Here is a 10,168-nt window from a genome sequence, read left to right as displayed (position 1 = left end):
GCGCCATGGCGCTCGGCACCCCAATATTGGCCTGGTTTTGCGCCGCCACGTGGCCGGATTTTACTCTGCCGTTGACAAACCATCCGCACGGCGCGCTCGCGCACTTCAGGAGAAAACTTGTTCGTGGTCTTGTTCATGATGCTCCATCCTACTCAAGAGTTGGAGCCTCCGGTAAACCCGGCGCGGTTCACCATCTTACTTCTTGGAAGGAATGCTCTGGAACGTGCCGACGCAGAACTTCAGCTGGACGTTCCAACAGACCTTCGAGAACTGTCTGGCGTGGCTGGATGGTTGCAACCCGACTGAATTGGCGTGCGCCAATGACCTGCACTGGTTGATACAAGACGGGGCGAACGTCTGTTGGAACATGGCCGACTTCCATACGACGATGGCGGCGTTACGACTGTACTGGAACACGGGCGGCCGCTGACTACAGCGTAACCGTACAGGTGCGCGGAGAATACGCCGTGTTGAGGAAGCGAGCTGCTCCAAAAGCTGCCATTCGTTTAGAATGCGGCGAATGGCAGCTATCCGCCCTTACTACCGGAACGGAAGCTATCGCTCGGCGGGGCGATTTAACAGAACAGCCCAGTCCGTTAAGCGGGTTGCCGGGCGGATAACCACGCTCCGTGTGAGGCCCCCCTACTCTTCAAAGGGCGACCTTTCTCACATCCAGGGATCGATCAACGTGACGGCCGTCGCCTCGAAGTCCCGTACGTTACGGGTCACGACGCTCATGCCGTGGACCAAGGCCGTTGCCGCGATGAGGGCGTCGCGCTCCGACCGCGGGTCCGGAACATGGAGCCGGGCACAGCGGAGGGCGACGGGACCGTCGACTGGTAGGACCCGATCGGAGAACGCGGGGAGAACCCGTTCGTTCAGCCAAGCACGGAGGCGTTCCCCCTGCCCCGGATCGCGGCGCTCGATGCGTAGGACGCCGATTTCGAGCTCCATCAGGGTTAGTGCGGAAATGTAGAAGCGCCCGGCATCCTGTGCGGCGATCCAGCGGATCACGTTCGGGTCCGCACGGCCGTCCCCGGCCTTCCGCAACTCGGAGACGACGTTCGTGTCGAGCAGGAACATCAGCCGAGATCGGCCGGACGGCTCGCGATCTCGCTCTTCGGCGGGTCGAACTCGATCTCCGACAGGCCCGGCATGGCCAAGACCTCGGCAAGGTTCCGGGTCGTTCCTACGAGCTTCTCGTAAGCCTCGATGCTGAGGAGGACGTGGGCGGGTCGGCCCCGGTCGGTGATGAAGACCGGGCCTTTAAGAGCAGCCCGCTTCGCGCGACTGAGATCTTGGTTCAGTTCGCGGCTACTCACGATCACGATCGGCATGACAGACTCCTGTAGTTACGTTACTACCTAATGTCTGCATGATACGAGGTCCAGCACTCCTGAAGGTCTGGTCATGTGAAGCGGCACTATCCTAATGCAGTGGGCCGTCTTGGACCTAGTCGACGCCGGACTTCGTCCGCTACCGGACCAGATCCCTCTCGAACTGCGCGACCGGGTTCAGAATTTGCATCACCATCCGCCCGTGGCGCTGGTTAGGTCCGCGCAGCCCAGGTCGAGGCTCCGCACCCGGACCGACATCCTGCCCAGCCTCTCGATCGTCGCCATCACGTCGATCGCGTTGCGGCCGAGCCGGTCCATCTTCGTCACCACCAGCGTGTCACCGGGCTCGAGCCTGTCGACGAACCGCGCGAAGCCCGGCCGCTTCATCGCCTCGACGCTGCCCGAGACCGACTCGGCCATGATCTTGTAGTCCTCGATCTCAATCCCGGCCGCCGCGATCTGCTGCTTCTGGGTCTCGGTCGTCTGTCCGATGGTCGAGACACGAAGATAGACAAAGGTGCGAGCTACGGCGCCGAAATCCCCTAATCATTTTGAACATGCCCATAAGAGCTCATTTCAAGCTTTTGAACAGTGTTCTCAGCAGGTGTCCCAAACCGTTCGATTTAGGTCAGCGCGAACGTACTTGAGACGGCCCTCGTTTCAGACTAGGTTCAAACCAGTTCATCAACCAGGTGACCCATGCGAACTGTCGGTTCTTTCGAAGCCAAGACCCATCTGTCGGAGTTGCTTGCAAGCGTGGAGCGCGGCGAGGAGATCGTCATCACCCGCCGCGGCACGGCGGTTGCGCGACTTCTACCGATGGCGGAGGTCAGCGAACGCGCTGCCGCCCTCAAGTCGCTCGAGGCCATTCGCATCAGGCTGCGCGGGCAGGTGACGACAGGAGATATCCTCGACGCGCGCGATACCGGTCGTCGGTAGTGGCAGTCATCGACGCGTCGGCGCTGGCGGGGTGGCTACTACCCGATGAGGATGGACCAGACATTTCCATCCTTTTCGATGGTCAGCCTATCGTGGCACCCTGGCTTCTCTGGGTGGAACTCCGCAATATTCTCATGATGATCGAACGACGCGGCCGGATCGAGCCGGCAGACACGGACACGATCCTGCAACAGGTCGACAAGCTCGGTATTGTGCTCGACACGTCTGCGGACAGTGAACGGGTCATGGCGCTGGCGCGGCGGCACAGGCTGACCGCATACGACAGTACCTATCTCGAGCTTGCGATCCGGCGGGGTGAGCCTCTCGCAAGCCTCGACAAGGCATTGATCGCAGCGGCTAAGGTCGAGAAAGTCGACATGCTGCGAGATGCATACAACACATAATCTAGAGCTTGTCGGCCGAAACTTGAATCGTGGGGATTCCCATGAGGGAGGCGGTGTGATTCATCCTTTTGAGGAGGATGGACCATGTCAGCACCTTTGCCGTCAGCGCTTCGGACACGGTTTCAGAAGTACATTGAAGAGGGACTGAGTGGGCGTGCCGCTGCGGCGCGACTGAAGGTCTCGCCCGCGACCGGCGCCCGGTGGGCGCGGCAGATCAGGACGAAGGGACATGCCGACGCGGCGGTTCAGGGCCGCCCGCCCGGGTCGGTCAAGTTGGCGCCGTACCAAGCCTTTATCGACGAACTGGTCGCGCAAGACCCCGACATCACACTCTTCGAGTTGCGCGACGCGCTCACCGAAGCGGAGGGGGTCCAGGTCCACCATTCGTCCATTGCCAAGCTGCTGACCCGGCTCGGCTTCACGTACGAAAAAAGTCGCTGGTCGCCACCGAACGCCGCCGCGCAAGGGTAAGGCAACAGCGCGCCGACTGGATGAGGCACCGCCTCCCCGCCATCGCCGCCCGGCCCGAGCGGGTGATGTTTCTCGACGAAACCGCCGTGAAGACAAACCTCACGCGCCTTCGCGGACGAGCCCCGCGCGGAGAGCGCCTGACCATGGATGCCCCATTCGGCAGCTGGGGCACGCAGACGCTGATCGCGGGGCTGACGGCGGACGCGCTGATCGCGCCTTGGGTGATCAAGGGTGCGATGGACGGCCCGGCCTTCGCCGCCTGCGTCCGCAAGGTGCTGGTGCCCGAGATCGAGCCCGGCACCGTCGTCGTTCTCGACAACCTGGCCAGACGTGCTTGAACTCGACGAGCGTGATTGCGGTTACCGATTGGTCGTCGCGCGATAGCGTTTCTGACGATGACTACCGTAGATAATGCGCCAACCTTGAGACAAGCATTTGAAGGGGGATGGCAATCTGTCGGAAGTGACAGCTTGGAAGAACCGCAGATTGGCTACGAGCTTTCAAGTGCCGTCGATCTGCAGCGCCTCGCGGTGTAGGGCAACGACCGCGTCCTCCTCGGTGCGAACATCCGCGAAGGTAAGGGCTTGCCCGGCCGGCACGTCCCGGACGACCTCGACCTTGTGGGCGAGGCCGATCGGAAGGGGCAGAGTGGCATCGGTCGCCGCCGAGGCGGGGGCGAGACGGCCCCAGACCGTGTAGCCGCCCTCTCCGTCGAGCCTGTCGCCTACCCGCAGGTCGCGCTTGGCCACCGCGACGGCGCCGGCTCGGAACGCCTCGGCCGCCCCCGTCGCCTCGCCCCGGAGCGCGGCGCTCAGGACCGAGACCGACAGTTCTAGCCCGATCAGGTGGAACGGCTTGTACATCGCGGCGTAGCGCCCGGTCGCGTCGGTCGGCAGGCCGTATTGCGCGAAGCAGGCCGCCGCGTAGTCGTTCGGCGCCTCGATCACGACGAACACGCCCCAGCGGAGGTCGCGGAACACCGGGCGGCCGTCGCGCTCCAGGCTCGACACCACCTCGACCGCTCCGGTGCCGCCGGGCGCGGTCCCGAGCTGGCCGCCCAGCTCGCGCGGGCGCAGCACATGGGCCAGGTCGTCGACGCCGCAGGGCGGGAACGAGAGCCCATCCTCGGGCACGCCGAGCCCGGTCGCGTTGGCGATGGCCGCCATCTCGATCGCGCTCTTCGTGCCGTCGAGGAAGGAGTTGAACATCTGCGGGTTCATGCCGCCCGCGGCGGCCTGCTCCGGGGTCAGCCCGTAATGCCGCCATACGTCGTCCGGGGTGACGGCATGGTAGGCGGGCAGGTACTTCGTACCCTTGCCGGCGGCGGCGACGTTGAATCCGGCGGATCGGGCCCAGTCCACCATCTCGGCGACCAGGGCAGGCTGGTCGCCATAGGCCATCGAATAGACCACGCCCGCCGAGCGGGCCCGGCGCGCAAGGGCCGGCCCGGCCAGCACGTCGGCCTCCACGTTCACCATCACGACATGCTTGCCCGCCTCGATGGCGGCGAGCGCATGGGCGATGCCCGCGCGGGGATTGCCCGTCGCCTCGATCACCACGTCCACGTCGTCCCGCGCCGCAAGGGCCGCGCCGTCCTCGACGAAGGCCGTGCCACGGGTTCGATCCGCGTCCCACCCGACGGCGGCGCAGGCGGTGCGCGCCCGTGCGACGTCGAGATCGGCGATGCAGGTGACTTCGAGGCCCGTGATCGTGGGAACCTGCGACAGGAACATCGAGCCGAACTTGCCTGCGCCGATCAGGCCGACCCGGACCGGCCGACCCTCTGCCGCGCGATCCACAGCAAGACGTGTCAGACTCATGATGCGTTCCCCCTCATGGCAATCCTAGCCGGTACGGACAGGTTGTCGACAAGCCCCGCGATAGCACGCCAGCCGCCGGTCCGGGCTGCGCTCCTTCGCGGGCGGCGAACAGCACCGCTTTCGGCGACGGCATCCCCCATCGCATCTTCGCGCGATCGTGGCCATTGTCACTCTGAGGGACCATGGGAGCAAACTGCTCGGCGGGTTAACCCAAATCCCGAATAGCTCTAAATGCATCTTGGGAAAAGGGAAGTCCGGGCTTCAAGCCTTTTGCTTACCAGATGCGCTGCACCCCTCCGCCCGGCACGGTGTCCAGCGTCGCGTCCTTCGAGACGACCGGTATGGCGCGTTCGAGAGCGGTCGCGACGATGATCCGGTCGAACGGATCCCGGTGCGCCCAAGCGAACCGTCCAGCGCGATCCATGACGGCTCCGGACGCCGGGACGACCTCGAACCCGTCGGATCGGAGCCGCGTGTCGAGATCGACGGACAGCAGTTTCTCGACCTCGGGCCATTTGCCGAGCATCGCCTTGTAGGTGATCTCGTAGAGGCTGGCTGCACTTACACAGCGCTCGGTCGCATTCACAAGTGCGTCACGCGCTGGACCTGACAGAAGGTCTGGCGCCAGCATCGCCCAGATCAGCACATGCGTGTCGAGGAGCATCAGAGCCCCATGTTGTCGAGCGTCTCCGCGTCGGTGGGTCCGACCATGTGCTCGAGCGATGTCGCCCCGCCTGACAGCGATCCCCAAGCGCCGAACGGAAACGGCCCCCGGGGCCGCGCCGGTACGCAGGTGATCACAGGCCGACCGTTCCGGCAGATCGTCACGGTCTCTCCACGCTCCACGGCCGCGACGAGCTTCGAGAACTGGGTCTTCGCCTCGTGAATGTTGAACTGCATCGACGCCTCCGGATGGACTAGAGTTAGTCTGGTACTTCCTGTGATACAAGGATCGGATTGGCGTGTACGCCCCACGAAGCAGAAGAACGACATAGGACGTTGTTTGCCAGACACTTACCAGTCGACACTAATCCGAAGTCAGGTCTTGTTCATCATTGTCCTCACCAACAGGGTCGTCTTTGCACTGAAGCCGTCCCTTCCTCCAATCATCGAAGCGGCGGCGGAATGGATCGACTGGTGCGGCTCCGTCGAACCCGGTCCCCCTGACGCGACAGTGCGAATGACGCCATAACGGGGTCAGCCGTCCCGGCGGCGCAACGCAAGAGCCCCCTCGCGATGAGATAAGCGCTATCGAACGCGACGGGCGTCGGCCTGCTTCTCGTCGTCGCCGTCACGATCCTGGAGCCATGCCGAGGCCGCGAGGTTTCACGGCGATCTCGAGAGCATGTTCGATTAAGAACGGTGCGAGGGGCCTTGCTTTCCCTAGAGAGGCAACAGGAGCCGTCCGCCATGAAGACGATTTCGTCGTCCGTGTTGTGCGCCGCCATTTACGGCTTTACCAGTCCGGCATCGAGTCAGTGCCTGCCGACCGAAACGCGCGGGAGTTGGGACGTGTCGGCATCTGAATGCAGGTCTCCCGGCAAGTCGGTCACGCGGATCGATATCGGTGCAGACACGATCACGACCTTCGGCGGCAATGCGCGCGTCAGGGAGGTCTAGCGAATAGGTCCGGTGACGTTCGTCGCCGCAGACTACCTGCAACTCGAAGGGGTGCCGGAACTCGAAACTCGAGAGCGCGTCTATTATCGCCTGACACAGCGCACGGGTTCGGACGATCTGAGCTTCATATGGAAGGATGTTCAAACCATTGATCTGGTCCGTTGCGACGGCGGTTCCGGACTGGCGGATGACGCGGCATCGGACCCGCGGCCTGAGACCGTTCCAGAAGGCGCCGCGGCCACGCTGCCGGTCTCGACATGTCACGAAAACTGATTTCCACGGGGTCGCCATTCGAGAAGACGGCTGGATACTCCCGCGCCGTTGCCGCGGGCGACGAATGCTTTGTGTCCGGGACGACAGGCTACGATTACGACACGATGACCATGCCGGAGGATGTCAGTGAGCAGACGCGGAACGCGTTGGCGACGATAGGACGAGCTCTCGAAGAGGCGGACTTCAGCTTTCGGGATGTCGTGCGGGCCCGCTACGTGGTGACGGACCGCGCCCACGTTCAGACGGTGTTCGCCATTCTTGGCGAGACTTTCGGTGAGGTGCGACCTGCCGCGACGATGATCATCGCGGACCTGGTCGAGCCGGAGATGAAAGTTGAGATCGACGTCACGGCAAAGCGAATATGAAGTTTCACCGCTCAATCCAGATGAAACGCTCCACAAGACAGCCGGTGCCCCGCGAACGCGGTCCTTCGCCACCGGCGCAGCATTCGAGTGGGTTCTGTCCGGACCTTCGTTGCGGCCGGGGCGAACGGCAGCTTTCGCTTCGACGCCGCCTGACCGGACCTCCGATCGTCGAAGGTCCGGTCAGGCTTATCGCACGACTGCCGGCCTTGGGCTTCAAGACAGATGCAGCCCTGCCTCGTCACCCGCGCGAGGAAGTTCAGCGCCTGCGGGACAAGGAGGGGCGCTGTATCGCCGAGATCGCCCGGCTGCTTGACGTCAGCCCGAACACGGTCTGGCGGGCATAGCGGAATGAGACCGCCATGCGTCCGGTGACTGCTCGACCTGCGCCGATCGGTCAGCCGAGAAAAAGTCTGCGGATCGGGGGTGGCTTCGCGACTTCAAGGCTTTCGCCATCAAGGGCATAGACTTTGACGGAGGCAAGTTCCGAGGGAGAAACTCACATGCGTCTAACCGAAGCTTTGCGCGACCGTTGCGCCGAAGACTGGGCCGCCGCGACCGACCATGCGTTCTGCGCCGAACTGGCAGCCAATACATTGCCGGAGGAGAAAATGCGGTGGTACCTGATCCAGGATCACAAGTTCCTCGAGGAATTCGTTCGCCTTCTGGCCACGGCACTGGCCCATGCCCCGACCTTGGAGGATGCGATACCGGCGGCGCAGTTCCTGGCCCTGATCACCGGCACCGAGAATACCTATTTCGAGAGATCGTTCGAGGCGCTCGGGGTCGATGCCTCGGACCGGGCAGCGGCGCCGGCATCCGAGACCGCCGCCCTCCTGGAGATCATGGCCGCCGCCCGGAGGTCGGGGCGTTACGCGGAAATGCTGGCCGTCCTCTGCGTGGCGGAATGGAGTTACCTCGAATGGGGCGAGCGTCATGCCTCGGCTGCCAGTGGGCTCCCGTTCTGGTTCCGGGAGTGGATCGAGCTGCATTCGGGGGAAGGGTTTCGCGGCGTGGTCGAGTACCTGCGGACCCAGCTTGACCGAGCATGGGACGATCTCGATACGGAGGATCGCGCAAGGGTCGAAGACGTCTTCGGCGAAACAGTCAGACTCGAGCGGAAATTCTTCGATGCTGCTTATGCGTCAGGCGTATGACCCGGGCCGACAAGGCGACGTCATACCACGATAGCTGATCCGAGATTGCGGATCGCCCGCAGGACGCTCATGGCGGTGAGGCTGGAGCTCCGCGGATTGTCGGCGAGCGGACGCCCTTCGATCCAAAAACTGAACGAGCCGAACGCTCCTTCGGCATCAATCGTATGGATGTTGGAGTTCACCGCGGGGTCCGCGATGACCCTGACCTCTGTGTTGTCGAAACCCAAGCCTGCGAGTGCGACCGTCGCCGCTACATTGCTGCTCTTGGGAAAGAGGAGAGCCGCCTCTCGTGCGGTGCCGTCGAGAAGCACCGTCTCTGCGGAGCTTTCGGCATCCTCGATCAGCGTGGCGGCCGGCTTACGCGCCGTGTAGACGACACGCCGCAACCCACCTTCGCGTGCGGCGGCGAGCGCGTCTATGCCCCCCAATGCGCCGGCGGGCAGGAGAAGCCGCCCGCGGCCGGAGCCCGGTGGCCCCGCCGCGGCAACGATGCGGTCGTGAAGCGCAACATCGGCCAAGGCGCCGACGGATGCGACGATCAGGTCGCTCCCCTGCGCGAGGGCGCGTTCTCCGTACTCCGCCAGACCACCATGTCCCGCGACTTCGACGATCAACGGGACCCGGGTCAGCCTCTGGTTCCGCCCGATGAACCGGACCGGCCCCGTATGCCGTTCGGCAATCCAGCGGCCGATGGCGCCTTGGCCGATGATTTCGAGAGCAGGGGCGTCGCGTTGCGTCATGATCAGCCCGGTGTCTGTGCGTGATACTTTTCTGGGCTCAGAGGATCGCCACGCGTGGGGTGGAGCCATCTAGCATACCGAATGCGGCATCGTGCAGGATCGACTACACCAAGTCGACGATGAGTGCAGAGCGACACCATGTCGGCCTTCTTCGCGGCTGCGTGGGGTCGACTGATGTTCGGCTGACCGAGATCGTCCCAGCCCCGAAAACGGGCATCGGCGATTCTGTCATCGACATTCCTTGCATTTCACCGGTCAACTAGGATCCGCCCTGCCCTGCAAGCCCCTGCTCTGCCTGCGTCACCGCAGCACGACTTTAACACTATGCACCTTCCGTAAAGAGTCCCGTCGAAGCCGTCGACACGATGGGGACAAACGCGGCGAGGTCCATTTGGATTCAGGTGCCGCCGCGGCCCAGGGCGAGCAGGCGGTCGGCGTTCTGGTTGAAGGTCACGGCATCGTTCTCGACCGTGCGCTTGCCCTCGCCGCGGTTCTGCTGGTTTTTCTGAAGGTCGATCGCGCGGCGCACGGCGGGACGGCCCTTCAGCCGTTCGCGCCAGTCCGCGACGTTCGGAAAGCGGTCGAGCGACGAGCCGAGGGGCTTGGCGATGAAGGCCCAGGGGAAAGCCTGCATGTCGGCGATGGAATACGCCTCGCCGAGAATGTGGGGGCGATCCCTCAGCCGGTTCTCCAGCACCGCCATGGTGCGCTCGTACTCGCCGAGATAGCGGCGGAAGCCGTAGTCACGCTCGGCTTCGGGCGCGTAGTTGCGGTAGTGGCTGAGCTGGCCGCCCATGGGCCCCTGGCTGCCGGTCTGCCAGAACAGCCACTCCATGAGGTCCTTGGACGCCCGCCTGTCGCCCTCAGGCGGCGCAAAGCGTCCCGTCTTCTCGGCGAGATAGAGCAGGATCGCGGCGGACTCGAAGATTGGCAAGGGCGCGTCGCCGTAGCCCGCCGCCGGCGCGTGGTCGAGGATGGCCGGCATCTTCGCGTTGGGGCTGAGGGCGAGGAAGTCCGGCGCGAACTGGTCGCCCTCGTGCAGCCG

17 protein-coding genes and 2 pseudogenes are annotated in these 10,168 nt (G+C 64.0%); 10 read left to right on the top strand and 9 right to left on the bottom strand.

Annotated features, from left to right (window positions below; genetic code table 11):
- A pseudogene (locus Q1A87_RS21740) lies at positions 1-137 on the bottom strand (IS3 family transposase); the annotation flags it as partial.
- Between the two features lie 74 nt (positions 138-211).
- On the opposite strand from Q1A87_RS21740, the gene Q1A87_RS21735 reads away from it, so the two are divergent.
- Positions 212-430, top strand: coding sequence for a hypothetical protein (locus Q1A87_RS21735; protein WP_299656463.1), 219 nt, complete (start codon positions 212-214; stop codon positions 428-430).
- 236 nt (positions 431-666) lie between these two features.
- Here Q1A87_RS21735 and Q1A87_RS21730 read toward each other — a convergent pair whose 3' ends face one another.
- The 3 genes and pseudogenes from Q1A87_RS21730 to Q1A87_RS21720 all read right to left on the bottom strand — a co-directional run.
- Positions 667-1,083, bottom strand: a complete 417-nt coding sequence (locus Q1A87_RS21730) for a type II toxin-antitoxin system VapC family toxin (protein ID WP_299656461.1) — start codon at positions 1,081-1,083, stop codon at positions 667-669.
- Entirely contained in the window at positions 1,083-1,337 is a 255-nt protein-coding gene (locus Q1A87_RS21725; protein WP_299656458.1) for a type II toxin-antitoxin system Phd/YefM family antitoxin, read from the bottom strand. Before Q1A87_RS21725 ends, Q1A87_RS21730 begins: the two co-directional genes overlap by 1 nt.
- 189 nt (positions 1,338-1,526) lie before the next feature.
- Positions 1,527-1,841: pseudogene (locus tag Q1A87_RS21720) on the bottom strand (recombinase family protein); the annotation flags it as partial.
- A gap of 195 nt (positions 1,842-2,036) precedes the next feature.
- Between Q1A87_RS21720 and Q1A87_RS21715 the strand changes: the two are divergent.
- From Q1A87_RS21715 to Q1A87_RS21700, 4 genes are all read left to right on the top strand, one after another.
- A complete protein-coding gene (locus Q1A87_RS21715; RefSeq protein WP_299656455.1) occupies positions 2,037-2,276 on the top strand; it encodes a type II toxin-antitoxin system prevent-host-death family antitoxin in 240 nt (79 codons plus the stop codon).
- The gene (locus Q1A87_RS21710; RefSeq protein WP_299656452.1) at positions 2,276-2,680 is read left to right on the top strand and encodes a type II toxin-antitoxin system VapC family toxin; all 405 of its coding nucleotides are present in this window, start codon (positions 2,276-2,278) and stop codon (positions 2,678-2,680) included. The genes Q1A87_RS21715 and Q1A87_RS21710 overlap by 1 nt, the downstream gene beginning before the upstream one ends.
- A gap of 84 nt (positions 2,681-2,764) precedes the next feature.
- Entirely contained in the window at positions 2,765-3,151 is a 387-nt protein-coding gene (locus Q1A87_RS21705; protein ID WP_299656449.1) for a transposase, read from the top strand.
- Between the two features lie 20 nt (positions 3,152-3,171).
- A complete protein-coding gene (locus tag Q1A87_RS21700; protein ID WP_299656446.1) occupies positions 3,172-3,489 on the top strand; it encodes a transposase in 318 nt (105 codons plus the stop codon).
- 162 nt (positions 3,490-3,651) lie between these two features.
- On the opposite strand, the gene Q1A87_RS21695 is transcribed toward Q1A87_RS21700, so the two are convergent.
- From Q1A87_RS21695 to Q1A87_RS21685, 3 genes are all read right to left on the bottom strand, one after another.
- Positions 3,652-4,971 (bottom strand): Gfo/Idh/MocA family oxidoreductase, encoded by a 1,320-nt coding sequence (locus Q1A87_RS21695; RefSeq protein ID WP_299656444.1) that lies wholly within the window; start codon positions 4,969-4,971, stop codon positions 3,652-3,654.
- A 274-nt stretch (positions 4,972-5,245) separates the two neighbouring features.
- Entirely contained in the window at positions 5,246-5,635 is a 390-nt protein-coding gene (locus Q1A87_RS21690; RefSeq protein WP_299656441.1) for a type II toxin-antitoxin system VapC family toxin, read from the bottom strand.
- On the bottom strand, positions 5,635-5,871 hold the full coding sequence (locus tag Q1A87_RS21685; RefSeq protein ID WP_299656438.1) for a type II toxin-antitoxin system prevent-host-death family antitoxin: 237 nt from the start codon (positions 5,869-5,871) through the stop codon (positions 5,635-5,637). The genes Q1A87_RS21690 and Q1A87_RS21685 overlap by 1 nt, the downstream gene beginning before the upstream one ends.
- A gap of 510 nt (positions 5,872-6,381) precedes the next feature.
- On the opposite strand from Q1A87_RS21685, the gene Q1A87_RS21680 reads away from it, so the two are divergent.
- The 5 genes from Q1A87_RS21680 (at position 6,382) to Q1A87_RS21660 (ending at position 8,383) form a co-directional block, all read left to right on the top strand.
- Positions 6,382-6,591 carry a hypothetical protein gene (locus Q1A87_RS21680; RefSeq protein WP_299656435.1) on the top strand — a complete coding sequence of 70 codons (210 nt, stop codon included), beginning with the start codon at positions 6,382-6,384 and terminating at the stop codon, positions 6,589-6,591.
- 12 nt (positions 6,592-6,603) lie between these two features.
- Complete coding sequence (locus Q1A87_RS21675) at positions 6,604-6,864, top strand: hypothetical protein (RefSeq protein ID WP_299656432.1); 261 nt, start codon at positions 6,604-6,606, stop codon at positions 6,862-6,864.
- Complete coding sequence (locus tag Q1A87_RS21670; protein ID WP_299656429.1) at positions 6,849-7,229, top strand: RidA family protein; 381 nt, start codon at positions 6,849-6,851, stop codon at positions 7,227-7,229. Before Q1A87_RS21675 ends, Q1A87_RS21670 begins: the two co-directional genes overlap by 16 nt.
- Entirely contained in the window at positions 7,226-7,573 is a 348-nt protein-coding gene (locus tag Q1A87_RS21665) for a helix-turn-helix domain-containing protein (protein ID WP_363323047.1), read from the top strand. Before Q1A87_RS21670 ends, Q1A87_RS21665 begins: the two co-directional genes overlap by 4 nt.
- 156 nt (positions 7,574-7,729) lie before the next feature.
- On the top strand, positions 7,730-8,383 hold the full coding sequence (locus Q1A87_RS21660) for a TenA family protein (RefSeq protein ID WP_299656426.1): 654 nt from the start codon (positions 7,730-7,732) through the stop codon (positions 8,381-8,383).
- Positions 8,384-8,403: 20 nt separating this feature from the next.
- Here Q1A87_RS21660 and Q1A87_RS21655 read toward each other — a convergent pair whose 3' ends face one another.
- Both Q1A87_RS21655 and Q1A87_RS21650 read right to left on the bottom strand, forming a co-directional pair.
- On the bottom strand, positions 8,404-9,123 hold the full coding sequence (locus tag Q1A87_RS21655) for an aspartate dehydrogenase (protein WP_299656423.1): 720 nt from the start codon (positions 9,121-9,123) through the stop codon (positions 8,404-8,406).
- Positions 9,124-9,520: 397 nt separating this feature from the next.
- A partial coding sequence (locus tag Q1A87_RS21650) for a glutathione S-transferase C-terminal domain-containing protein (protein WP_299656420.1) occupies positions 9,521-10,168 on the bottom strand: 648 nt, incomplete at its 5' end.

This window comes from uncultured Jannaschia sp., assembly GCF_947494055.1.
Lineage (GTDB): Bacteria > Pseudomonadota > Alphaproteobacteria > Rhodobacterales > Rhodobacteraceae > Jannaschia.
This window is presented reverse-complemented; position numbering and strand designations above follow the sequence as displayed.

Coding starts and splice junctions, on each gene's coding strand:
- Q1A87_RS21670 (WP_299656429.1), top strand. CDS start 6,849: ATGTCACGAAAACTGATTTCCACGGGGTCGCCATTCGAGAAGACGGCT.
- Q1A87_RS21715 (WP_299656455.1), top strand. CDS start 2,037: ATGCGAACTGTCGGTTCTTTCGAAGCCAAGACCCATCTGTCGGAGTTG.
- Q1A87_RS21735 (WP_299656463.1), top strand. CDS start 212: ATGCTCTGGAACGTGCCGACGCAGAACTTCAGCTGGACGTTCCAACAG.
- Q1A87_RS21690 (WP_299656441.1), bottom strand. CDS start 5,635: ATGCTCCTCGACACGCATGTGCTGATCTGGGCGATGCTGGCGCCAGAC.
- Q1A87_RS21660 (WP_299656426.1), top strand. CDS start 7,730: ATGCGTCTAACCGAAGCTTTGCGCGACCGTTGCGCCGAAGACTGGGCC.
- Q1A87_RS21725 (WP_299656458.1), bottom strand. CDS start 1,337: ATGCCGATCGTGATCGTGAGTAGCCGCGAACTGAACCAAGATCTCAGT.
- Q1A87_RS21730 (WP_299656461.1), bottom strand. CDS start 1,083: ATGTTCCTGCTCGACACGAACGTCGTCTCCGAGTTGCGGAAGGCCGGG.
- Q1A87_RS21655 (WP_299656423.1), bottom strand. CDS start 9,123: ATGACGCAACGCGACGCCCCTGCTCTCGAAATCATCGGCCAAGGCGCC.
- Q1A87_RS21695 (WP_299656444.1), bottom strand. CDS start 4,971: ATGAGTCTGACACGTCTTGCTGTGGATCGCGCGGCAGAGGGTCGGCCG.
- Q1A87_RS21680 (WP_299656435.1), top strand. CDS start 6,382: ATGAAGACGATTTCGTCGTCCGTGTTGTGCGCCGCCATTTACGGCTTT.
- Q1A87_RS21700 (WP_299656446.1), top strand. CDS start 3,172: ATGAGGCACCGCCTCCCCGCCATCGCCGCCCGGCCCGAGCGGGTGATG.
- Q1A87_RS21705 (WP_299656449.1), top strand. CDS start 2,765: ATGTCAGCACCTTTGCCGTCAGCGCTTCGGACACGGTTTCAGAAGTAC.
- Q1A87_RS21665 (WP_363323047.1), top strand. CDS start 7,226: ATGAAGTTTCACCGCTCAATCCAGATGAAACGCTCCACAAGACAGCCG.
- Q1A87_RS21685 (WP_299656438.1), bottom strand. CDS start 5,871: ATGCAGTTCAACATTCACGAGGCGAAGACCCAGTTCTCGAAGCTCGTC.